24 protein-coding genes and 1 riboswitch are annotated in these 20,718 nt (G+C 73.0%); of the genes, 2 read left to right on the forward strand and 22 right to left on the reverse strand.

Features of this window, described 5'->3' with window-relative positions; all coding sequences use genetic code 11:
- Positions 1–11 precede the first annotated feature (11 nt).
- The 9 genes from lgt to hisI are packed head-to-tail and all read right to left on the reverse strand — an operon-like array spanning position 12 to position 7,525.
- On the reverse strand, positions 12–887 hold the full coding sequence (lgt, locus tag NYE39_RS03670; protein ID WP_341011868.1) for a prolipoprotein diacylglyceryl transferase: 876 nt from the start codon (positions 885–887) through the stop codon (positions 12–14).
- Positions 884–1,687 carry a DsbA family protein gene (locus NYE39_RS03675; protein ID WP_341011869.1) on the reverse strand — a complete coding sequence of 268 codons (804 nt, stop codon included), beginning with the start codon at positions 1,685–1,687 and terminating at the stop codon, positions 884–886. Before NYE39_RS03675 ends, lgt begins: the two co-directional genes overlap by 4 nt.
- Positions 1,684–2,163 (reverse strand): MauE/DoxX family redox-associated membrane protein, encoded by a 480-nt coding sequence (locus NYE39_RS03680; protein WP_341011870.1) that lies wholly within the window; start codon positions 2,161–2,163, stop codon positions 1,684–1,686. The genes NYE39_RS03675 and NYE39_RS03680 overlap by 4 nt, the downstream gene beginning before the upstream one ends.
- On the reverse strand, positions 2,160–2,957 hold the full coding sequence (gene trpA / locus NYE39_RS03685) for a tryptophan synthase subunit alpha (RefSeq protein WP_084451731.1): 798 nt from the start codon (positions 2,955–2,957) through the stop codon (positions 2,160–2,162). Before trpA ends, NYE39_RS03680 begins: the two co-directional genes overlap by 4 nt.
- A complete protein-coding gene (trpB, locus tag NYE39_RS03690; protein ID WP_341011871.1) occupies positions 2,954–4,183 on the reverse strand; it encodes a tryptophan synthase subunit beta in 1,230 nt (409 codons plus the stop codon). Before trpB ends, trpA begins: the two co-directional genes overlap by 4 nt.
- A 14-nt stretch (positions 4,184–4,197) precedes the next feature.
- Positions 4,198–4,986, reverse strand: coding sequence for an indole-3-glycerol phosphate synthase TrpC (trpC, locus tag NYE39_RS03695; RefSeq protein WP_341011872.1), 789 nt, complete (start codon positions 4,984–4,986; stop codon positions 4,198–4,200).
- 9 nt (positions 4,987–4,995) lie between these two features.
- A complete protein-coding gene (locus tag NYE39_RS03700; RefSeq protein ID WP_084451734.1) occupies positions 4,996–5,586 on the reverse strand; it encodes a Trp biosynthesis-associated membrane protein in 591 nt (196 codons plus the stop codon).
- The gene (locus NYE39_RS03705; protein WP_341011873.1) at positions 5,583–7,154 is read right to left on the reverse strand and encodes an anthranilate synthase component I; all 1,572 of its coding nucleotides are present in this window, start codon (positions 7,152–7,154) and stop codon (positions 5,583–5,585) included. Before NYE39_RS03705 ends, NYE39_RS03700 begins: the two co-directional genes overlap by 4 nt.
- Positions 7,151–7,525 carry a phosphoribosyl-AMP cyclohydrolase gene (gene hisI, locus NYE39_RS03710; protein ID WP_341011874.1) on the reverse strand — a complete coding sequence of 125 codons (375 nt, stop codon included), beginning with the start codon at positions 7,523–7,525 and terminating at the stop codon, positions 7,151–7,153. Before hisI ends, NYE39_RS03705 begins: the two co-directional genes overlap by 4 nt.
- A 96-nt stretch (positions 7,526–7,621) precedes the next feature.
- On the opposite strand from hisI, the gene NYE39_RS03715 reads away from it, so the two are divergent.
- The gene (locus NYE39_RS03715) at positions 7,622–8,260 is read left to right on the forward strand and encodes a TIGR03085 family metal-binding protein (RefSeq protein WP_341011875.1); all 639 of its coding nucleotides are present in this window, start codon (positions 7,622–7,624) and stop codon (positions 8,258–8,260) included.
- A gap of 9 nt (positions 8,261–8,269) precedes the next feature.
- On the opposite strand, the gene hisF is transcribed toward NYE39_RS03715, so the two are convergent.
- The gene (hisF, locus tag NYE39_RS03720; protein WP_072624739.1) at positions 8,270–9,058 is read right to left on the reverse strand and encodes an imidazole glycerol phosphate synthase subunit HisF; all 789 of its coding nucleotides are present in this window, start codon (positions 9,056–9,058) and stop codon (positions 8,270–8,272) included.
- Positions 9,059–9,139: 81 nt separating this feature from the next.
- On the opposite strand from hisF, the gene NYE39_RS03725 reads away from it, so the two are divergent.
- Positions 9,140–9,688, forward strand: coding sequence for a hypothetical protein (locus NYE39_RS03725; protein WP_341011876.1), 549 nt, complete (start codon positions 9,140–9,142; stop codon positions 9,686–9,688).
- A gap of 23 nt (positions 9,689–9,711) precedes the next feature.
- On the opposite strand, the gene NYE39_RS03730 is transcribed toward NYE39_RS03725, so the two are convergent.
- From NYE39_RS03730 to rpoZ, 12 genes are all read right to left on the reverse strand, one after another.
- Positions 9,712–10,146: a PH domain-containing protein gene (locus NYE39_RS03730; protein ID WP_341011877.1), complete on the reverse strand. Its 435-nt coding sequence runs from the start codon at positions 10,144–10,146 to the stop codon at positions 9,712–9,714.
- A complete protein-coding gene (hisG, locus tag NYE39_RS03735; RefSeq protein WP_072624742.1) occupies positions 10,134–10,973 on the reverse strand; it encodes an ATP phosphoribosyltransferase in 840 nt (279 codons plus the stop codon). Before hisG ends, NYE39_RS03730 begins: the two co-directional genes overlap by 13 nt.
- Positions 10,974–10,983: 10 nt before the next feature.
- Positions 10,984–11,247: a phosphoribosyl-ATP diphosphatase gene (locus tag NYE39_RS03740; protein ID WP_072624743.1), complete on the reverse strand. Its 264-nt coding sequence runs from the start codon at positions 11,245–11,247 to the stop codon at positions 10,984–10,986.
- Between the two features lie 11 nt (positions 11,248–11,258).
- A complete protein-coding gene (locus NYE39_RS03745; protein ID WP_072624744.1) occupies positions 11,259–11,972 on the reverse strand; it encodes a nicotinamide mononucleotide transporter family protein in 714 nt (237 codons plus the stop codon).
- 15 nt (positions 11,973–11,987) lie between these two features.
- A riboswitch (FMN riboswitch) is annotated at positions 11,988–12,118 on the reverse strand.
- Between the two features lie 71 nt (positions 12,119–12,189).
- Complete coding sequence (gene rpe / locus NYE39_RS03750; RefSeq protein WP_341011878.1) at positions 12,190–12,846, reverse strand: ribulose-phosphate 3-epimerase; 657 nt, start codon at positions 12,844–12,846, stop codon at positions 12,190–12,192.
- Between the two features lie 41 nt (positions 12,847–12,887).
- On the reverse strand, positions 12,888–13,271 hold the full coding sequence (locus NYE39_RS03755) for a VOC family protein (RefSeq protein ID WP_341011879.1): 384 nt from the start codon (positions 13,269–13,271) through the stop codon (positions 12,888–12,890).
- Positions 13,272–13,275: 4 nt separating this feature from the next.
- Positions 13,276–14,796 carry an RsmB/NOP family class I SAM-dependent RNA methyltransferase gene (locus tag NYE39_RS03760; protein ID WP_341011880.1) on the reverse strand — a complete coding sequence of 507 codons (1,521 nt, stop codon included), beginning with the start codon at positions 14,794–14,796 and terminating at the stop codon, positions 13,276–13,278.
- Entirely contained in the window at positions 14,793–15,725 is a 933-nt protein-coding gene (fmt, locus tag NYE39_RS03765) for a methionyl-tRNA formyltransferase (protein ID WP_341011881.1), read from the reverse strand. Before fmt ends, NYE39_RS03760 begins: the two co-directional genes overlap by 4 nt.
- A gap of 45 nt (positions 15,726–15,770) precedes the next feature.
- Positions 15,771–17,777, reverse strand: coding sequence for a primosomal protein N' family DNA-binding protein (locus NYE39_RS03770; RefSeq protein WP_072624749.1), 2,007 nt, complete (start codon positions 17,775–17,777; stop codon positions 15,771–15,773).
- Between the two features lie 59 nt (positions 17,778–17,836).
- Positions 17,837–19,057 (reverse strand): methionine adenosyltransferase, encoded by a 1,221-nt coding sequence (gene metK, locus NYE39_RS03775; RefSeq protein ID WP_341011882.1) that lies wholly within the window; start codon positions 19,055–19,057, stop codon positions 17,837–17,839.
- Positions 19,058–19,133: 76 nt separating this feature from the next.
- Complete coding sequence (gene coaBC, locus NYE39_RS03780) at positions 19,134–20,390, reverse strand: bifunctional phosphopantothenoylcysteine decarboxylase/phosphopantothenate--cysteine ligase CoaBC (protein WP_341011883.1); 1,257 nt, start codon at positions 20,388–20,390, stop codon at positions 19,134–19,136.
- A gap of 13 nt (positions 20,391–20,403) precedes the next feature.
- Positions 20,404–20,718 (reverse strand): DNA-directed RNA polymerase subunit omega, encoded by a 315-nt coding sequence (gene rpoZ / locus NYE39_RS03785; protein WP_084451754.1) that lies wholly within the window; start codon positions 20,716–20,718, stop codon positions 20,404–20,406.

Below are 20,718 nucleotides of genomic sequence, written 5' to 3' on the forward strand. Positions count from 1 at the left end.
CAGCGCCTGTCTTACCTACTGAGAGGCACCGTCTCACTGTCTGAGATGTTTTTCTCCTCGCCCGAGCGTGCGCGTCGGCCGAGGACGATGTACAGAACCACACCGAGGACAAAGACGGCGAGGCTCGTCCAGATGTTGACGCGCAGTCCCAGGATCGTGTTCGCGGCGTCGGTGCGCAGCAGCTCGATGAAGAAGCGCCCCACGGGGTAGCCCGCGATGTAGAGGGCCATGACCTGCCCCGGCGCCAGCCGCAGCCGCCGGTCGAGCACGAGGAGCGCGACCGCGAGGACGAGCAGGAAGAGCGACTCGTAGAGGAAGGTCGGGTGGAAGGTCCCGAGGACGACGGGGTCACCAGCCGCGTCGACCGCGGCCCGCCCCGTGGCGCCGTCCCAACGGTGGATCTCCAGCCCCCAGGGCAGGTCCGTGGCCGGACCGTAGATCTCGTTGTTGAACCAGTTGCCCCACCGCCCGATGGCCTGCGCCACGAGGATCCCGGGCACGACGGCGTCGGCGAAGGTGAGAAATGACACCCGGAGCTGGCGACAGCCGATCCAGGCGCCGACGGCGCCGAGCGCGACGGCACCCCAGATGCCGAGCCCGCCCTCCCAGATCTTCAGGGCGTCGATCGGGTGGCCGCCCTCGCCGAAGTAGGGCTGGGGGGTGGTGATGACGTGGTAGATCCGGCCGCCGACGATGCCGAAGGGCACCGCCCACATGGCCACGTCGAGCACGACGCCCGGCTCGCCACCGCGGTCACGCAGGCGGCGGTCGCCGATCCAGATGGCAGCAGCGATGCCGGCGAGGATGCACAGGGCGTAGGCGTGGATCGTCAGCGGTCCGAGCTCGAGGACCCCGACGGTGGGCGAAGGGAGGGCTGCCGGACTCATCGGGTGACCCTCAGGTCCCGGGGCACCGTGCCGCTGGTGAGCACCTGCTCGAGGCGCTCGGTGTCGGCCCGGCCGGTCTTCTCGTCGATGAGCGCTCCCCAGTTGAGCTTGGTCCCGCCGACGGAGATCGCCGGCGTGCCGGTGATGCCGTCCTTGACCGTCTGGTCGTCGACGCTCTTGACGTAGTCGACGTAGGTGTCCTTGTTGACGCAGTCCTCCCACGAGGCGAGGGATTCACCGGAGAGCCCGGCCTCCTCCGCGGCCTCGGTGCAGGACCCGTAGGGGAAGCCGTCTCGGGTCTCCTGCGCCGGCTGCAGCGCGAAGAGCGCGGAGTGGCACTCCTCCCACCGGCCCTGGTCGGCGGCGCACACCGCGGTCGACCCGGCGACGGCGGACGAGTTGCCACCGGTGTTGGTGTCGATGACCGTCTTGAGGTGGACGCGCAGCCTGATCCTGCCGTCCTGGGCGAGCTCGTTGATCGACCCACCCATCTTCTGCTCGAAGACCTGGCAGATCGGGCACCGGAAGTCCTCGTAGACGTCGACGACCGGGGCGTCTTTGGCCGGCTTCGCCGCGGCGAAGGGCTCGATGGGCTCGCCCTTGGTCACTCCGTCGGGGAGCTGGGTGGAGCCACCCGCGCTCCCCCCGTCGTCGCGGCTTGCCCAGATGACGCCGCCGATGATCAGGGCCATCGCGAGGACGATGACGATGCCGGCCACGAGGATGACGTTGGCACCACCCCCGCTCCGGCGGACGGCCGCCTGGGCCTTGGCCTTGGCCTTGCGATCGTTGGCGTTCACACGCTCTCCTTGTCACCGAAGAGGAGCCGATCGAGGCTCCAGGTCGAACCGGGCCGGGCGACCAGCCAGGTGCCGCACACGGCGAGCGCCAGGTCGCGGACGATCTCGCGACCGTACTTCGTCTCCTCGGGAGACACCTGACCGCCGCCTCCGAAGCAGCCGCAGTCGATGGTCAGCCCGCGGGCCCACGCCTGGGCGATGCCCACGACGAAGGCGAGCATGAGCAGGGTCCCGATGGCTGCGGACACCCTGGTGAAGAGCCCGAGGACGAGCAGCACCCCGACGACGATCTCGAGCCACGGCAGGGCGTAGCCGACCCAGCGCGCCACCTCGAAGGGGAGGACGTCGTAGGCCTGCACGGCCCGGGCCGCGCCGAGCGGGTTGCCGATCTTGAGCGCACCGGCGACGACGAGCACGACCCCGAGGACGAGGCGGGCGAGGAGCCCGGTGTGGTCTCGGAGCGCGGCAGCGCTCACGCCCGGCCCCGCACGCCCTCGGCGAGCTCGGCCGTCAGGTCGCGCAGGGCCGCCAGCCCCTCCTCGCGGCCCCGGTCGAGCAGCGTCGCCACGAGCGCGCTGCCGACGATGACGCCGTCGGCGAAGGTGGCGACCTCGGCCGCCTGGGCACCGTTGCTCACGCCGAGCCCGACGCACAGCGGGAGGTCGGTCGCCTCACGGACCCGGGCGACGAGCTGCGGGGCGCTGCTGCCCACGCTGCCGCGGGTGCCGGTCACACCCATCGTCGACGCGGTGTAGACGAAGCCGCTGCAGGCCGCCGTGACGGTCGCGATGCGCTCGGGGGTCGAGCTGGGGGCGACGAGGAAGATCCGGTCGAGGCCGTGGCGCTCACTCGCCTCGGTCCACTCCCCGGCCTCCTCGGGGATGAGGTCGGGCGTGATGATGCCGGCTCCACCGGCGGCGGCGAGGTCGGCCGCGTAGCGGTCGACCCCGCGGCGCAGGACGAGGTTCCAGTAGGACATGACGACGGGCACCGCGCCCGCGTCACGCACCGCGGCGGTGGCCCGGAAGACGTCGTCGACGTGCACCCCCTGGGCCAGCGCCTCGGTCGCGGCTCGCTGGATGACGGGACCGTCCATGACCGGGTCGCTGTAGGGCATCCCGACCTCGACGATGTCGGCACCGGCCTCGGCGAGGGCCCGCACCGCGGCGATCGATCCCTCGACGTCGGGGAAGCCGACGGGCAGGTAACCGATGAGCGCCGCGCGCCCCTCGGCCCGGCAGCGGGCGAAGACCTCGTCCAGGGCGCTCACGCCTGCTCCTCCGACCCGTCGACGTAGCCGAAGTACTCGGCGGCGGTGTGCATGTCCTTGTCCCCGCGACCGGAGAGGTTGACGAGGAGCAGGCCGTCGGGGCCGAGCTCCTGCCCGATCTCGAGCGCCGTCGCCAGGGCGTGCGAGGACTCCAGTGCCGGGATGATCCCCTCGGTGCGGCACAGCAGCCGGAAGGCGTGCATCACCTGCTCGTCGGTCGCGTAGCGGTACTCGGCCCGCCCGGAGTCGCGCAGGTGCGAGTGCTCGGGCCCCACGCTCGGGTAGTCGAGACCGGCGGAGATCGAGTGCGTCTCGAGCGTCTGCCCCTCGTCGTCCTGCATGAGGTAGCTCATCGCTCCGTGGAGGACGCCGGGCTCGGCCGTGGCGAAGCGCGCCGCGTGCCGGCCGGACTCGATGCCCTCTCCCCCGGCCTCGACGCCGATGAGGCGGACCCCCTCGTCACCGACGAAGCGGTGGAAGATGCCCATGGCATTGGACCCGCCGCCGACGCAGGCGATGACCGCGTCGGGCAGGCGGCCGGTGAGCTCGAGGACCTGCTCGCGGGCCTCCTCACCGATGATCTTGTGGAAGTCGCGGACCATCTCGGGGAAGGGGTGCGGGCCGGTGACCGTGCCGAGGACGTAGTGCGTGTGCTCGACGTTGGTCACCCAGTCGCGCATGGCCTCGTTGATCGCGTCCTTGAGCGTGGCGCTGCCGTGCTCGACGGCGACGACCTCGGCACCGAGGATGCGCATGCGCGCGACGTTGAGGGCCTGGCGCTCGGTGTCGACCTTGCCCATGTAGACGGTGCACTCCAGGCCCATGAGGGCCGCTGCCGTCGCGGTGGCGACGCCGTGCTGGCCGGCGCCGGTCTCGGCGATGACCCGCCGCTTGCCCATGCGCTGGGTGAGCAGCGCCTGGGCCAGGACGTTGTTGATCTTGTGGCTGCCCGTGTGGTTGAGGTCCTCGCGCTTGAGGACGATGCGGGCGCCACCGGCGTGCTCGGCGAAGCGGGGCACCTCGGTGATGATGCTCGGCCGGCCCGTGTAGGTGCGGTGCAGCCGGGCCAGCTCGTCGACGAAGTCGGGGTCGACGAGTGCCTTCTGCCGGGCCTCGTCGAGCTCCTCGAGCGCCGGGATGAGCGCCTCGGGCACGTAGCGCCCGCCGAAGCGGCCGAAGCGGCCGAAGCGGCCGGGCACGGGCTCGGGGGTGGTCTGGTCGTTCACTGGTCCTCCGGTCGTCACTGCAGGCCCGCCGCGATCATCGAGCGCACCCCACCCGCGGGGTCTCCGCCGATGACGAGCGCCTCGCCGACGAGGATCGCGTCGGCTCCGGCCCGGGCGAAGAGCGCGGCCTCGTCGGGCCCGCGGACGCCGGACTCGGCGATCCGGACGCACGAAGGGGGGATGAGCGGGGCGAGTCGGGCAAAGGTGTCGGTGTCGACGTCGAGCGTCTTGAGGTTGCGGTTGTTGACGCCGATGACCGTGGCGCCGAGGTCGACCGCGCGGGTGGCCTCGGCCTCGTCGTGGACCTCGACGAGCGCCGTCATGCCGAGCGACCCGGTCAGGGCGAGCAGGTCGGCGAGCCGACGGTCGTCGAGGGCGGCGACGATGAGCAGGATGATGTCGGCCCCGTGGGCCCGCGCCTCCCAGATCTGGTACTCGCTGACCATGAAGTCCTTGCGCAGCACCGGCAGATCGACCGCCGCGCGCACGGCGTCGAGGTCGGCGAGGCTGCCGTCGAAGCGGCGCTCCTCGGTGAGGACCGAGATCGCCGACGCGCCGCCCTCGGCGTAGGCGCTGGCGAGCGCCGAGGGGTCGGGGATGTCGGACAGGGCACCCTTGCTCGGGCTGGACCGCTTGACCTCGGCGATGACGCCGAGACCGGGCCGACGCAGGATCGCCTCGGCGTCGCGGGGTGCGGGCTGTCCGTCGCACTGGCGCTGGAGACGCTCGAGAGGCGTCTGGGCCTCTCGCCCCGCCAGGTCCTCACGGACGCCGTCGATGATCTGGTCGAGGACGCTGGGCATGCCGACAGGCTAGTCGACGCTCGGGTCGTCCCCGAGGGTGACCCGGTCCCAGTCGGACCCGACCCGCTCACCACGGGCGCCGCTCACCTGACCGCTGTCGGGATCGGTGCCGGGCCGCTCGTACTTGCGCCCGAGACCGCCCCACCGCCGCCCGCCGACGATGCCCCCGACGCACGAGACGGCGAGGAGCACCGCGGCCACGACCGCGACCCACGGCCAGGCCGTGGCCGACCCCTCGGCCTCGAGCGCCCCGGTCCCGCCCGAGTGCGTGGCGGCCACCGAGCCGAGCACGGCGGGTGCGTCGAGCACCGCCCGCAGCGACAGGGCGATGACGCCGGCGGAGACCAGGCCCAGCACGGCGAGGCAGATCCAGCGGGCGATGCGTCCCGAGGTCGTCGCGGCGATCGACGCCGCCATCGCGACGAGGGCCAGCCCCGCGAGCCCGGGGGCAGCCTCGGTGCCCACCGCGCTGCTGCGGACCGGACCGGCGACGCCGTCGACCGTGCCGGTGATCCAGTCGGCCCGGCCGGCGGCGAGCAGGACGATGCCCGCGGCGACCGCCAGCAGGACGACGACCGGCTTGCGCGTAAGGAGGCTCACGAGGCGCCTCCCACGGGTCGCCCAGCCCGGGCTGCGGCCACCGCCGCGAGCGCGGCGCCCGCCTTGTGGACCGTCTCCTCCTGCTCGAGGCGCGCCACCGAGTCGGCCACGATGCCGGCACCAGCCTGCACGTGCGCCGTGCCGTCCTTGACCAAGGCCGTGCGGATCGCGATCGCCATGTCCATGTCGCCGTGGAAGTCGAGGTAGCCGACCACCCCGCCGTAGACCCCGCGACGGCTGCGCTCGTAGTGCTCGATGAGCTGGAGGGCACGCGGCTTGGGGGCGCCCGAGAGGGTGCCGGCGGGGAAGGTGGCGACGAGCACGTCGAAGGCGTTGACCCCCTTCGCCATGTCGCCGACGACGGTCGACTCGAGGTGGATGACGTGGCTGTAGCGCCGCAGCGTCATGAACTCGACGCAGTCGACGGTGCCCGCATCGCACACCCGCTGCAGGTCGTTGCGGCCGAGGTCGACGAGCATGAGGTGCTCGGCCCGCTCCTTGGGGTCGCCGACGAGGTCCTCCTCGAGCAGCAGGTCGTGCTCGGGGTTCTTGCCACGGGGGCGGGTGCCGGCGATCGGGTGGGTGATGGCCCGCCGACCCGAGACCTTGACGAGGGCCTCGGGCGAGGAGCCGACGACCTCGTAGACGGAGCCATCGGGGTGCGGCAGCCGCACGAAGTACATGTAAGGACTGGGGTTGGACCGACGCAGGGCGCGGTAGACCTCGAGCGCGTCGACCGGGCACGGCGTGGAGAAGCGCTGCGACAGCACCACCTGGAAGACCTCGCCGGCGCGGATGTCCTCCTTGGCCTCCTCGACGATCTCCTCGAAGCGCTCGACGGTGACGTCGCTCTCGACCTCGGTGCGCGCCTGCGCCGCCACGTCGGGGTCGACGGTGGCGACCGTGCTGGGCGCCGGGGCCGCGAGACGCTCGGTCATCGCGTCGAGACGGTCGACGGCGTCCTGCCACGCCTCCTCGACCCGCTCGTCGGTGTCGTCGTAGTTGATGGCATTGGCCACCAGGAGGAGCGATCCGTCGCTGTGGTCGAGCACCGCCACGTCGGTGGCCAGGACCATGCCGAGCTCGGGGACGCCGAGGACGTCGGGCAGCTCGCTCGGCACCCGCTCCCACCGTCGCACGGCGTCGTAGGTGATCGCCCCGACCATGCCCCCGGTGAGGGGCGGCAGGCCCTCGACCGGGTCGGTCGCCAGCGCCTCGAGGGTCGCCCGCAGGGCGGCGGTCGGGTCCCCGTCCGTCGGGACGCCGACCGGCGGCTCGCCGATCCAGTGGGCCTGCCCGTCACGCTCGGTGAGGGTCCCGCGGCTCTGGGCGCCGATGATCGACCAGCGCGACCACACCCCGCCGTGCTCCGCCGACTCGAGCAGGAAGGTGCCGGGCGCGTCCCCCGCCAGCTTGCGGTAGACGCCGACCGGGGTCTCGCCGTCGGCGACGAGCCGACGCACGACCGGCACGATCCGCCGGTCACGGGCCAGGACGGTGAAGGTGTCGAGCTCGGGCCAGGTGCGGCCCGGAGTGAGGTCGGGCACGTGGGTGCGGGGTGCGCTCACGCGATCTCCCCCACCGTCGCGCCGAGGTCACCGGCGTCGAAGCACGTGCGCTCGCCCGTGTGGCACGCCGCGCCCACCTGGTCGACCTGCACGAGCAGGGCGTCACCGTCGCAGTCGAGGGCCACCGAGCGCACGTGCTGGACGTGGCCCGAGGTGTCGCCCTTGCGCCAGTACTCCTCACGGCTGCGCGACCAGAAGGTCACCCGCCCGCTCGTCAGGGTGCGGTGCAGCGCCTCGTCGTCCATCCAGCCGAGCATGAGCACCTCGCGGGTGTCGTGCTGCTGGACGATGGCCGCGACGAGACCGGCCGGGTCCCGGCGAAGGCGTGCGGCGAGGTCGGCGGGCAGGGGTGAGGTCGTCGGGGTGGGCACCCCCGCATTCTGGCACCCGCTCGCATCGCGCCGTGCGTCTGCCCGGGGTTACCCTGCCACGTCAGCAGCACGAACCCGCCCGCCGAGGAGACCCACATGACCCGCTACGCCCACGCCGAGCGCGGCGCCCTGTGCGACACCCTCCTCGAGGTCGGTCCCGACGTGCCCACGCTGTGCGGCAGCTGGACCAGCGCCGAGCTGCTCGCCCACCTCATCGTCCGTGAGGGCCGGCCCGACCTGGCGGCGGGCATCTTCGTCGCGCCCTTGGCCGGCCGGACCGAGAGCGCCATGACGCGCCTCCTCGCGGAGCACGACTTCGGCGACCTGGTGGAGCGGCTGCGGCAGGGGCCACCGAAGCTGCACCCGGCTCGCGTGCCCCTCGTCGACGAGCAGATGAACCTCGTCGAGATGTTCATCCACCACGAGGACGTCCTACGGGCCCAGCTGGGTGCGCCGCGACGCACGATCAGCAGCGAGATGACCTCGGCCCTCGGTGACCGCCTCAACGTCATGGCCCGGATGCTCTTCCGCAGCGCGAAGGGGGTCGACCTCGCCCTGGTCACCGCCAAGCGGCGGACCCGCATCGGGTCGGGCGCCGGCCCGGTCGTCGAGATCCACGGACGCCCCGGCGAGATCCTGCTCTTCGGCTTCGGGCGGCAGGCGGTCGCCGAGGTCGAGCTCATCGGGCCTCCCGAGGCGGTCGAGGTCGTGCGCACCGGGCGCTACGAGGTCTGAGCCCCTCCGTCAGTCGGCGCGACCACGCCGCACCGGGTGGCCGGCCGCCGCCAGCGCGTCCTTGGCCTGCCCGATGCTCACCTCGCCGAAGTGGAAGATGCTCGCCGCCAGCACCGCGTCGGCGCCGGCGTCGACGGCCGGCGGCATGTGCTCGGGGGCGCCCGCTCCCCCACTGGCGATGACCGGGATGCCCACCTCGGCGCGCACGGCCCGGATCAGCTCGAGGTCGAAGCCCACCTTGGTCCCGTCGGCGTCCATCGAGTTGAGCAGAATCTCCCCCGCCCCGAGCTCCGCCGCCCGGGCGCACCACTCGATCGCGTCGATACCCGTGCGGGTGCGACCACCGTGGGTCGTCACCTCGAACCCGCCTGCGGCGCAGCCGTCCTCGCGGGTGCGGCGGCGCACGTCGGCCGACAGCACGAGCACCTGGGCCCCGAAGCGCTCGGCGACCTCGCTGATCAGCTCGGGGCGGTTGATCGCGGCGGTGTTGACGCCCACCTTGTCGGCGCCGCACCGCAGCAGCCGGTCGACGTCGTCGACCGTGCGCACGCCACCACCGACGGTCAGCGGGATGAAGACCTCCTCGGCCGTGCGGGTGACGACGTCGTAGGTCGTCGCCCGGTCGGAGCTGCTCGCGGTGACGTCGAGGAAGGTCAGCTCGTCGGCGCCCTCCCGGCCGTAGCGGCGGGCCAGCTCGACGGGGTCACCCGCGTCGCGCAGGTTCTCGAAGTTGACGCCCTTGACGACGCGGCCGGCGTCGACGTCGAGACAGGGGATGACACGTACGGCGAGGGACACGCGGGCAGCCTACCCAGCAGCGCGAAGGGGGCACCGCCGCCGGTCACGTGGTGGGCCCGGTGGGCGGCTACGCTCCGTGCGGTGTCCGCCCTTCGCCAGGTCCTCGACCACGCCGCCACGGCACCGCCCTCGTGCGGCCGGGTCCACGTCGTCGCGATCGACGGGCGCAGCGGGTCGGGCAAGACCTCGCTCGCCCGTGAGGTGACGAGCGCCTGGGGCGCGCCGCTCGTGTCGATGGACTCGATCTACCCCGGGTGGTCCGGGCTGGCCGCCGCCACCGACCTGCTCGTCGAGCACGTCCTACGGCCCCTCTCGCGGGGCGAGCAGCCGATCGTGCCCACCTGGGACTGGCTCGCCGACCGCCCCGGTCCTCGCATCCCGCTCGCCGTGACCGACCGTCTCGTCGTCGAGGGCTGCGGCAGCACGGTCGGCGAGGCGGCGGACTTCGCCGGCACGCGCGTGTGGCTCGACGGCCCGGCCGACCTGCGTCGGGCCCGCGCCATCGCCCGGGACGGCGCGATCTTCGAGGCCTACTGGGAGATGTGGGCCGCGCAGGAGGAGAGGGTCTTCGGGACCGACGGCACCCGTTCGCGGGCCCACCTGGTCCTGGAGTCGGTCGGGCCGACCTGACCGCCGGCCGAGGTGACCGCGGGTCAGCGACCGATGAGGTCCGCCAGGCGCTGGGCCTCGTCGACCGAGACCGGGCCGTCGGAGCGCTGGATCGCCATGACGGCCATGTCGAGCCCGTCGGCGAGATCGATCCGCGGCCACGGCATCCCCTGGGAGAAGCGCACCGCGGTGATCTGCTCCCACGGGACGAGCTCCCCGGGCCCGAGGTTGCGGACGTAGAGCCCCTCGGCCGTGGGCCGGGCGTGGATCGTCGCGTAGCGCGACATGAGGACGGCGACGCCGGCCCCGATGCCGATGCAGGTCAGCTGGTCCATGATCCCGAAGCGCTCGGGCAGGCCCAGGGCGAGCAGCACCGAACCGACAAGCGTCGCCACGCCGAGGACCGTCGAGACCCAGCGTCCCCGCGTCGGGCGGAAGACGGCTGCGGTGGCACGGTCCGGGGCGGTCACAGTCGGCACGCCGTGATCTCGGTGACGAGGATGGCCCGGGCGCCGAGGTCGTAGAGCTCGTCCATGATCCGGTTGGTGCGTCCGCGCGGCACCATCGAGCGCACCGCGCACCAGGTCTCGTCGTGCAGCGTGCTCACCGTGGGCGACTCCAGGCCGGGCGTCAGCTGCACCGCCTGCTCGACGATGGCCGCCGGGCAGTCGTAGTCGAGCAGGACGTACTCGCGGGCGGTGACGACGCCGGTGAGACGACGGTGGAGGACGTCGATCCCCCCTTCGCTCGCGTCGGCCCGGCGGATGAGCACGGCCTCGCTGCGCAGGATCGGCTCGCCGAAGACCTCCAGCCCCTGCTGGCGCAGGGTCGTGCCGGTCTCGACGACGTCGGCGATCGCGTCGGCGACGCCGAGGGTGATGGCCGTCTCGACGGCGCCGTCGAGACGCACGACGTCGGCGGTCACCCCCTTCGCCTCGAGGTGGGAGCGCACGAGGCCGGCGTAGGAGGTGGCCACACGACGACCGTCGAGGTCGGCCGCGCTGCTCGCCTCGCCGGGCCGGCCGGCGAAGCGGAAGGTCGAGCCGCCGAAGCCCAGGCCCATGACCTCGGTCGCGGTGGAGCCGGAGTCCAGGAGCAGGTCACGGCCGGTGATGCCGGCGTCGACCTGACCCTTGCCGACGTAGAGGGCCACGTCCCGGGGACGCAGGTAGAAGAACTCGACGTCATTGTCCTGGTCCGCGACGATCAGCTCCTTGCTGTCGCGGCGGACCCGGTAGCCCGCCTCGCGGAGCATCTCGACGGTCGGCTCGGACAGGGAGCCCTTGTTGGGTACGGCGATGCGCACGGGAGTCCTCTCAGAGGTGGGTGTAGACGTCCTCGACGGTGAGCCCACCGTCGATCATGAGGACCTGCAGGTGGTAGAGCAGCTGGCTGATCTCCTCGGCCAGCTCCTCCTTGCTCTGGTACTCGGCGGCCATCCACACCTCGGCGGCCTCCTCGACGACCTTCTTGCCGATGGCATGGGTCCCCGCGTCGAGCTGGGCCACGGTGCCCGAGCCCTCGGGCCGCTCGGCGGCCTTGCGGGAGAGTTCGTCGAAGAGGGTCTCGAAGGTCTTCACGGGGCCCCAGACTAGTTGGCGACCGGTGCGCGCCCGTCCACGGGCTCACCGTCCGGACGCTCGCTGCGCGAGGCGCGCAGCCACACGACGAAGCCGTAGAGGACGAACGCGGCGTAGAAGGCGTAGAGGACGGCCGTGGGGATGTAGCCGCTCGTCCACAGCAGCGGCACGCCGACGAGGTCGACCCCGATCCAGATGAGCCAGAACTCGTTCCACCCGCGCGCCATCGCATAGGTCGCGAGGAGCGAGCCCATGAAGATCCAGGCGTCCGCGACGTGGTACCAGCGCGGGGCGGGCCAGCCGGCGCCGAGCATCGTGAAGACCTGCTGGGCGACGGCGATGCCGAGCACCATGGTGAGGGCCAGCCCGGCCCGCTCCCCCCAGGTCGCCCACCGCGGGGTGATCGCGTGGGCGTCCCCGCTGTGGTCGGCGAGCTTGACCTGGCGCCAGCGCCACCAGCCGTAGAGCGAGGTGATGATGAAGAAGATCTGCCGGGCCGACTGGCCGAAGAGCGGCGCCTTGTCGTCGACGCCCAGCGTGATGCCGATGTAGACGAAGAAGAGGATGACATTGCCGACGATGCCGATGGGCCAGGCCCAGACCTTGCGGAGCATCCCGCCGACCGCCGAGGCCAGCCCGAAGCCGATCCCGATGACCTCCATGAGGGAGAGCCGGTAGCCGGCGATGTCGACCCCGGCCGAGTAGATCCATTCGATGATGGACATGCGTGATCCGATCCGCGCGTGCCGCTCTCGTCCGGACTGTCACCGTCGGCCCCGGGGTTCTTGACCGGAGTTCACCGCCTGCCTCAGCAGTCGGGTCGCGGGCTCTCACCGCCGGTGCGGAGTTTCACCGCGTCACGTGGCACGTGCACGGCCATTGTCCGAAGGGAGGTCCCGCTCGGCAATTCGGTGGTCCCGTGATCCGGGCCACGAGCCCGACTCAGTGCCGGTGGCCCCGGGCCAGCTCGCGCAGCTCGTCCACGGCCGCCGCGGCTGACTCGGCCCCGTAGACGGCCGACCCGGCGACGAAGACGTCGGCGCCCGCCTCGGCGCACTGCTCGATGGTCCTGGCGGAGACGCCGCCGTCGACCTGGACCCAGATGTCTCCGCCATGCCGCTTCACGGCCTCGCGCACCTGCTGGACCTTGGGCATCTGGTCGGCCATGAAGGACTGCCCGCCGAAGCCGGGCTCGACCGTCATGACGAGCACCATGTCGAGCTCGGGCAGCAGCTCCTCGTAGGGCGCGAAGGGGGTCCCCGGCTTGATCGCCATCGACGCCCGGGCGCCCTGGGCCCGGATGTCGCGCGCGAGGGTCACCGGGTCGGAAGCGGCCTCGATGTGGAAGGTGACGCTCTGGGCGCCCGCCTCGGCGTAGGGCGGTGCCCAGCGGTCGGGGTCCTCGATCATCAGGTGGCAGTCGATCGGGATCGGGCTGACCTTGAGCAGGGACTCGACGATCGGGAGGCCGAGCGTGAGGTTGGGCACGAAGTGCGCGTCCATGACGTCGACGTGCACCCAGTCGGCGTTGGCGATCGCGCGAAGCTCGGACTCGAGGTTGGCGAAGTCGGCGGAGAGGATGCTCGGGGAGATCTGCACGGGAGTCCTTGCGGGAGAGGCGGGTTCGGGTCGACGGGCGATCAGGCGGTGTGGATCGACAGGATGTTGCCGACGGTGTCCTCGACCTGGAAGTGCAGACCGATGGCGTCCTTGGTCAGCTCCTCGCGGAAGACGAGGCCCCCGAGCTCCTTGAGCCGGCGGTACTCCGTCTCGGCATCGGGCACGCCGAGCATGAGCGCGGTCAGCCCCTCGCGCAGCTGGTGCTCGCAGTAGCGCCGGGTGAGCTCGTCGGGGATCGGCTCGAGGTTGATCTGGCAGCCCTGCTCCCAGCCGGTGCTCGGCCCGAGGATGTAGAGCTCCTTGTCGGGCACGACGAGCACGTCGCGGAAGCCGAGCACCTCGGTGTAGAAGTCGTAGGCGCGGTGGGTGTCGGTGACGTGCAGCCCGGTGACGATGACGCGCATCGGTTCAGCCCTTCTTCCGCAGGAGTGCGAGGAACATGCCGTCGGTGCCGTGCAGGTGCGGCCACAGCTGGGCGTGCGGCCCCTCACCGAGCCCGGTCAGCTCGTCGACGGCGGCGCCCGCGAGCAGCTCCCGGGCGTCGATCGCCTCGACGTCGTCGCGCTTCTTGAGCACGTCGCGCACGACGAAGGTCGTCTCCGACAGGTGCGGGCTGCACGTGGCGTAGGCGATGACCCCACCGGGGCGGGTCGCGTCGATGGCCGAGGCGAGCAGCTCGCGCTGCAGCGGACCGAGGCCGACGAGGTCGCCGGGCTGACGGCGCCAGCGGGCCTCGGGCCGGCGGCGCAGCGCCCCCAGCCCGGTGCACGGTGCGTCGACGAGGACCCGGTCGTAGGCCTCGGGCTCCTCCTGCCCCGCCTCGCGACCATCGCCGGTGCGCACGACGATCTCGCGGCCGGCCTCACCGGCCGCGGTGAGCGCGGGGCGCAGGCTCTGCCGGACGAGATCGGTGCGGTGCTCGCTCACCTCGTTGGCCACGAGGTCGGCGTCCTGCTGCAGCGCGAGGGCGGCGAGGAGGCCCGCCTTGCCTCCGGGGCCGGCGCACAGGTCGAGCCACCGCTCGGGCGCACCGTCGCTGCGGGGGGTGACCGGCGCGGCGGCGAGCGCGAGGGCGAGCAGCTGGCTCCCTTCGTCCTGGACGGCGGCGCGGCTGTCGCGGACGGCCTCGAGGTCTCCAGGGGCACCGGACTCGAGCTCCACGGCGAAGGGGGACCACCGCCCGGGCTGCGCACCGGCGGCGAGCAGCTCGTCGACCGTGGCGAGCCCGGGGCGGGCGACGAGGGTGACGTCGGCGGGCACGTTGTGGGCGGCCAGCAGGTCCTCGAGCACCGTGTCCGCGGACTCCGCGGTCGCCACCCCGTGACCGATGAGGGCCTGCCGCAGCGCCTTGACGACCCACACGGGGTGGGACTGCGCGACGGAGAGGCGCTCGACGACGGGCTCGGTGGGCACGACCGCCTCGAGCCACTCCTCGCGCGAGCGCTCTCCGATGCGGCGCATCACGGCGTTGACGAGACCGGCAGCGCCCTGCCCCGCGACGGAGCGGGCGAGCGCGACGGACTGGTCGGCGGCGGCGTGCTCGGGCACTCTCATGCCGAGCACCTGGTGGACGCCCATGCGCAGCACGTCGAGGACTCCCCCGTCGAGCTTCGAGACCGGGCGCTGGGCGGCCTCGGCGATGATCGCGTCGTAGAGGCCCTGCATCCGCAGGGTCCCGTAGGTCAGCTCGGTGGCGAAGCCGGCGTCCCGGCCGCTGAGCCGCGCCCGGCGCAGCGCCTTGGGCAGCTCGAGGTTGGCGTAGGCGCCCTCGTGCGAGACCGCCCGCAGCACCCGCAGTGCGGTGCTGCGCGGCAGGTCGCCCTGACGGGAGCGGGCCGAGGGTGCCGTGCGTGACTTCTGGCGTGGACCACGGTGACCGCCCCGGGACCCGCCCGCACCGCCGCCGCCCTGACGTCGCTGGTCGCTCATGCCGTCTCCTCCCCGAGCCGCTCGTCGGCGTCGATGCGCACGCCTCGGGCCCAGTCGGCGGCCGGCATGGGCTTCTTGCCGAGGGGGGTGACCTCGCCCAGGCGCACGGCGCGGTCCGCCGTGCCGACGAGCACCTCCCGCTTGCGGGCGTCGACGACGCCGGCGGGCAGCTGCTCGTGGGTGATCGCCACGGGCCCGACCTTGAGCCGCTCGCCGCGGAAGGTCGTCCAGGCACCCGGTGCCGGCGTGCACCCGCGCACGAGCCGGTCGACGGCCAGGGCCGGGTGGGTGAAGTCGATCCGGGCGTCGTCGACGGTGAGCTTCGCGGCGTGGCTGACACCCTCGCCCGGCTGGGGCTGCGGCTCGAGGGCGCCCGAAGCGATGCCGTCCATCGTCGCGGCGAGCAGCGGCGCGCCGGCGTCGGCGAGCCGGTCGAGCAGCGTCCCGGAGGTGTCATCGGGTCGGATCCGCTCGGTCACCGTCCCGAAGACGGGCCCGGTGTCGAGCCCGGTCTCGATGAGGAAGGTGCTCGCGCCGGTGATCTCGTCGCCGGCGATGAGCGCCCGCTGCGCGGGTGCCGCGCCGCGCCAGGCGGGCAGCAGCGAGAAGTGCAGGTTGACCCAGCCGTGGGTCGGGATGTCGAGGACCTCGGCGGGCAGCAGGGCGCCGTAGGCGACGACCGGACAGCAGTCGGGCGCGAGCTCGGTGAGCCGGGCGACGAAGTCCTCGTCCGTCGGCCGCGTCGGCGTGAGCACCTCGAGCCCGGCCTCCAGGGCGGCGGCCTTGACCGGCGAGGGCTCGAGCCGACGGCCGCGCCCGACCCGGGCATCGGGTCGGGTGACGACGGCGACGACCTCGTGGTCGGAGTCGAGCAGGGCACGAAGGGAGGGGACGGCGACCTCGGGGGTCCCGGCAAAGATCAGTCGCACCCGGCGCAGTCTAGATGCCCCGCGGGCACCGCCGGTGCCCCCAGGTCACCCGACGGTGAGGTGCCCGACCTTGACCGAGGTGAGGTCCGCGGCCTTGCGGGCGCTCTCCCCTGCCCGCACGTCCTTGAGCGCGGCGGCGACGAGCGGCCCGTCGCCGAAGGGAGCCGTGACGACGAGTCGGCGCTTGTCCTGCGAGCCCGTGACGGGCAGCGGTCCGAGCAGCTGGGCGTCGGGCGCGGCTGCCCGCACCGCGTGCTCGATCGGCTCGACGCGCCTGCGGTCGGCGACCACCTCGGCGGTCCACGTCGTGGGCGGCAGTGACAGCTCGGCCCGCTCGGCGAGCTCGCGCGCCGCAAACCACTGGGGGTCCCAGCGCACGAGCGCCTCGACCGCGGGAATCGTCACGTGCGAGGGCGCTCCGCAGAGGACGACCACTCCCCCGTCGCTCCACGGTCTGGCCAGCCCCGCCGCCAGGACCCAGCGCCGCACCGCCTCCTCGGCCGCCCGCAGGTCCGGCCGGTCCAGGCTCGCCCACGCGTCGAGCAGCAGCACGGCGGCGTAGCCACCCTCGGCGACCGGCTCGGCCCCCGGGGTCGAGACGACGATGGCCGGCTGGCTCCCGACCTCCTCGTGGACCTCGCCTGCCCCGGAGGTGATGACGCGCGTGCCCGGGAAGGAGCGCCCGATCTCCTCGGCCGTGCGCCGCGCACCGATGATCCCGGCGCGCAGCCGGGTGCCGTCGCAGTGCGGGCACTCGAAGCCGCGCGGGCTCTTGCCGCACCAGCCGCAGCGGGGCGCCTGGTCGGGCGCCGGCAGGGCGAGCGGCCCCCGGCACTCAGGGCACCGGGCCGGCGCCCGGCAGGTGGCGCAGGACATCGCGGGCAGGTAGCCCCGCCGCGGCACCTGCAGCAGGACCGGCCCCTGCTGCAGCGCCGCCGACGCGGCCCGGTGAGCAGAGGAGGGGATGTGGGCACGGGCGCCGGGCCCGTCGCGCTCCTCGTCGACCCCCTCACCGGCCACGAGGACGCGTGGCGCCTCGCGTCGGGAGGTCGAGCCGCCGACGAGATGGACCCGACCGGCGTCGACGAGCGCGGCGACGTCTGTCGACATGGCCAGGCCGCCGACGAGCAGGGCGCTGTCCTCGACGTCGGCCCGCGTCATCAGGACCTCTCGCACGTGGGCGTAGGGCGCGCGGGGCTCCTCGTGGAGGTCGTCGCCGTCGTCCCACCAGGCGACGAGCCCGAGATTGCGCACGGGCGCGTAGGCCGCGGCGCGCGTGCCGACGACGACCCGGACGTGGCCGCGCAGCACCTTGAGCCACGCGGTGTAGCGGGCCTGCGGCCCCTGGTCGGCCGTCAGCCGCACGTGCTGGTCCCGGCCGAGCACCTCGGTCAGGGCGGCGTCGACACGCGCCACGTCGCGCTGGTCGGGCACGACGACGACGCTGCCCCGGCCCGAGAGCAGCGCGGCCCGCGCCGCCTCGGCGAGGGCGCGCGGCCAGTCGCTCGCGGCCGGGCGCGAGGGCCCGGCCAGCCAGGCTGCGCGGGGCGACTCCCCTGCCGCGACCCGGGACCACCACGCGGCACCGGCTCGGTAGCCGGCCCACACCTCGGGCGCTGGTACAGGCGAAGGGGGGTCCTCCCCTTCGACCTGCTGGTCCGCGGCCGGCTCGTCGGACTCGCCGTCGGCCAGCGCCGGCGGCTCGACGGGCAGTGCCTTCTCCGCCCGGGCGTGCCGCGGCGGGATCGCCAGCCGCAGCACGTCCATCACGGTGCCGGCCTGGTGCCGGGAGACCCGGCGCGCCAGCTCGAGGACCTGCGGCGTGAGCACCTGCTCCGACGAGACGACGGTGCGGATCGGCGCCAGTCGCCCGGTGTGCTCGGCGACGTCGCTGCGCTCGACGACGTAGCCGGCGAGGTCACGCCCCGCGAAGCGGGCCTTGACCCGCACGCCCGGCTGGGCGGCCTCGTCGAGCTCCTCGGGCACGAGGTACTCGAAGGGCCGGTCGAGATGGACCAGCCCCGAGTCGACGAGGACCTGGGCGACGCGCACGGGGACAAACGTAACCGGGTGGGGTGTCAGCGACGCCCCACCCGGTCAGCGAGCGTGGGTCAGCGGACCGCGGCCTGCAGGGCCTCGACCTTGGTCGTCTGCTCCCACGGGAAGGGATTGTCGTAGCCGGCGGCCTCGGTGCGGCCGAAGTGGCCGTAGGCCGCCGTCGGGGCGTAGATCGGGCGGAGCAGGTCGAGCTCCTCGACGATCGCCAGCGGGCGCAGGTCGAAGACGGAGCTGACCGCGGCCTGGATCTTGTTGACCGGGACCTGCTCGGTCCCGAAGGTCTCGATGTAGAGGCCGACCGGCTGCGCCGCGCCGATCGCGTAGGCGACCTGGACCTCGCAGCGACCGGCGAGCCCGGCCGCGACGACGTTCTTGGCGACCCAACGCATGGCGTAGGCGGCCGAGCGGTCGACCTTCGACGGGTCCTTGCCGGAGAAGGCGCCGCCACCGTGACGGGCCATGCCGCCGTAGGTGTCGACGATGATCTTGCGGCCGGTCAGGCCGGCGTCGCCCATGGGCCCGCCGATGACGAACTTGCCGGTGGGGTTGATCAGCGTGCGGTAGTCGGAGGTGTCGAGCTCGACACCGGAGTCCTTGAGCGCGGTCATGACCGGCTCGAAGACGTGCGCCTTGATGTCGGCTGGGAGCTGGCGCTCGTGGTCGATCTCGGCGGAGTGCTGCGTCGACAGCACGACGGTGTCGAGGCGCACGGCCCGGTCACCGTCGTAGTCGATGGTCACCTGGGTCTTGCCGTCCGGGCGCAGGTACTCCAGCTCGCCCGACTTGCGCACCTCGGTGAGGCGCTGGGAGAGCCGGTGCGCCAGGAAGATCGGCAGCGGCATGAGCTCGGGCGTGTCCTCGCAGGCGTAGCCGAACATCAGACCCTGGTCGCCGGCCCCCTGCTTGTCCTTGGGGTCGATGCCCCCGGTCCGGTTTTCGTAGGCGGTGTCGACGCCCTGCGCGATGTCGGGGCTCTGCGCGCCGATCGACACCGAGACGCCGCACGAGCGGCCGTCGAAGCCCTTGTCGGACGAGTCGTAGCCGACGCCCTCGGCGATGACCTTGCGCACCAGCTGCGGGATCTCGACGTAGGACTCGGTCGAGACCTCACCGGCGATGTGCACCAGCCCGGTCGTGACCATCGTCTCGACGGCCACCCGACTGCGGGGGTCCTGCTCGAGCATCGCGTCGAGGATCGAGTCGGAGATCTGGTCGCAGATCTTGTCGGGGTGACCCTCGGTCACCGACTCCGAGGTGAAGAGACGTCCGGACACGCAAGACTCCCAAGGTCGTGGGTGGACGGCCGTCGTGACCGCCCGGTACGGGCCGGGCCAGTCTAAGCACCCGGGGTCAGCGGATGAGCGCCGATCCCCCGACGACGTCCCAGATGCCGTGCGAGACGACCGACTTGCTCGCCGGTCCGATGTCGACGACGTCGTCGCTGCCCCGGGTCAGCACGTGCACGCTCGTCTCGTCGGCGCCGAAGGTCTTGTCGGTGCCGACCTCGTTGACGACGAGCAGGTCGCAGCCCTTGCGCGCGAGCTTGGCCCGCCCGAGGTCGAGCACGGAGCCGGTCGCGTCGCCGGTCTCGGCGGCGAAGCCGACGATGACCGGGGCGCTCGCCGCACCGCGGTCGGCGACGAGCCCGGCGAGGATGTCGGGGTTGCGCACGAGCCGGATCGTCGGGGCCGCGTCGGGGTCGGCCGGGTCGTGCGTCTTCTTGATCTTGCTCTCGGTGTACTCCGCCGGCCGGAAGTCGGCCACCGCCGCCACCATGACGACGACGTCGTGCTCGCCCGCGCGGCCGGAGATCTCGGCCTGCAGCTCCAGTGCCGTCTGGACCGGCACGACGGTGATGCCCTCGGGAACCGGCAGGGCGAGGTTGGCCGCGACGAGCGTCACCTGCGCCCCTCGGGCGGCCGCGGCCTCGGCCAGGGCCAGACCCTGCTTGCCTGAGGACCTGTTGCCCAGGTAGCGCACCGGGTCGAGCGGCTCACGGGTGCCGCCGGTGCTGACGAGCACCCGACGCCCCTCGAGGTCACGCACGTGGCCGGGCTGCGTGCCGCCTGCTCCCCCGGCGTCGCCAGCGACCACGGCCATCGCGGCCGCGTGGATCGCCTCGGGCTCGGGCAGGCGGCCCGGGCCGGTATCGGCTCCGGTCAGCCGGCCGGAGTCGGGCTCGACGACGGTGACCCCGCGCTCGCGCAGGGTCGCGACGTTGGCGCGGGTCGCGGCGTGCTCCCACATCTCGGTGTGCATGGCCGGGGCGAGCACCACGGGGCAGCGCGCGGTGAGCAGCACATTGGTCAGCAGGTCACCGGCGAGCCCGTGCGCGGCCTTGGCGAGGAGGTCGGCCGTCGTCGGGGCGACGACGACGAGGTCGGCCTCCTGGCCGATGCGCACGTGCGGGACGTCGGTGATGTTGCTCCAGACGTCGGTCTGGACGGGTCGACCCGACAGGGCCTCCCAAGTCGGTGCCCCGACGAAGCGCAGCGCCGCGTCGGTCGGCACGACCGTCACCTCGTGACCGCCCTCGGTGAACAGGCGCAGCAGCAGGGCTGCCTTGTAGGCGGCGATGCCGCCACCGACACCGAGGACGATACGCACGAAGGGGGTCCGCTCAGGCCTCGTCGACCGGCGCCTCGGCGACCGGTGCGGCGGGCGCGGTGCCCTCCTCGGGGGTGGCCTCCTTGGTGAGCAGGCCCTCGTTGATCTCGCGCAGCGCGATCGACAGGGGCTTGTCGTGGACCTGTGCGTCGACGAGGGGGCCGATGTACTCGAGCAGCCCCTCCTGGAGCTGGGAGTAGTAGGCGTTGATCTGACGGGCGCGCTTGGCGCCGTAGATGACGAGGGCGTACTTGGAGTCAGCCTTGGTCAGGAGGTCGTCGATCGGCGGGTTGGTGATGCCGATGGGGTTGGCCTGGGTGCCGGACAC

Origin of the sequence: Janibacter sp. FSL W8-0316 (assembly GCF_038004165.1) — a bacterium.
Lineage (GTDB): Bacteria > Actinomycetota > Actinomycetes > Actinomycetales > Dermatophilaceae > Janibacter > Janibacter indicus.

Coding starts and splice junctions, on each gene's coding strand:
- NYE39_RS03760 (WP_341011880.1), bottom strand. CDS start 14,796: ATGAGCGACCAGCGACGTCAGGGCGGCGGCGGTGCGGGCGGGTCCCGG.
- trpC (WP_341011872.1), bottom strand. CDS start 4,986: ATGCCCAGCGTCCTCGACCAGATCATCGACGGCGTCCGTGAGGACCTG.
- lgt (WP_341011868.1), bottom strand. CDS start 887: ATGAGTCCGGCAGCCCTCCCTTCGCCCACCGTCGGGGTCCTCGAGCTC.
- NYE39_RS03755 (WP_341011879.1), bottom strand. CDS start 13,271: ATGCGCGTCATCGTCACCGGGCTGCACGTCACCGACACCCACCGCGCC.
- NYE39_RS03715 (WP_341011875.1), top strand. CDS start 7,622: ATGACCCGCTACGCCCACGCCGAGCGCGGCGCCCTGTGCGACACCCTC.
- NYE39_RS03745 (WP_072624744.1), bottom strand. CDS start 11,972: ATGTCCATCATCGAATGGATCTACTCGGCCGGGGTCGACATCGCCGGC.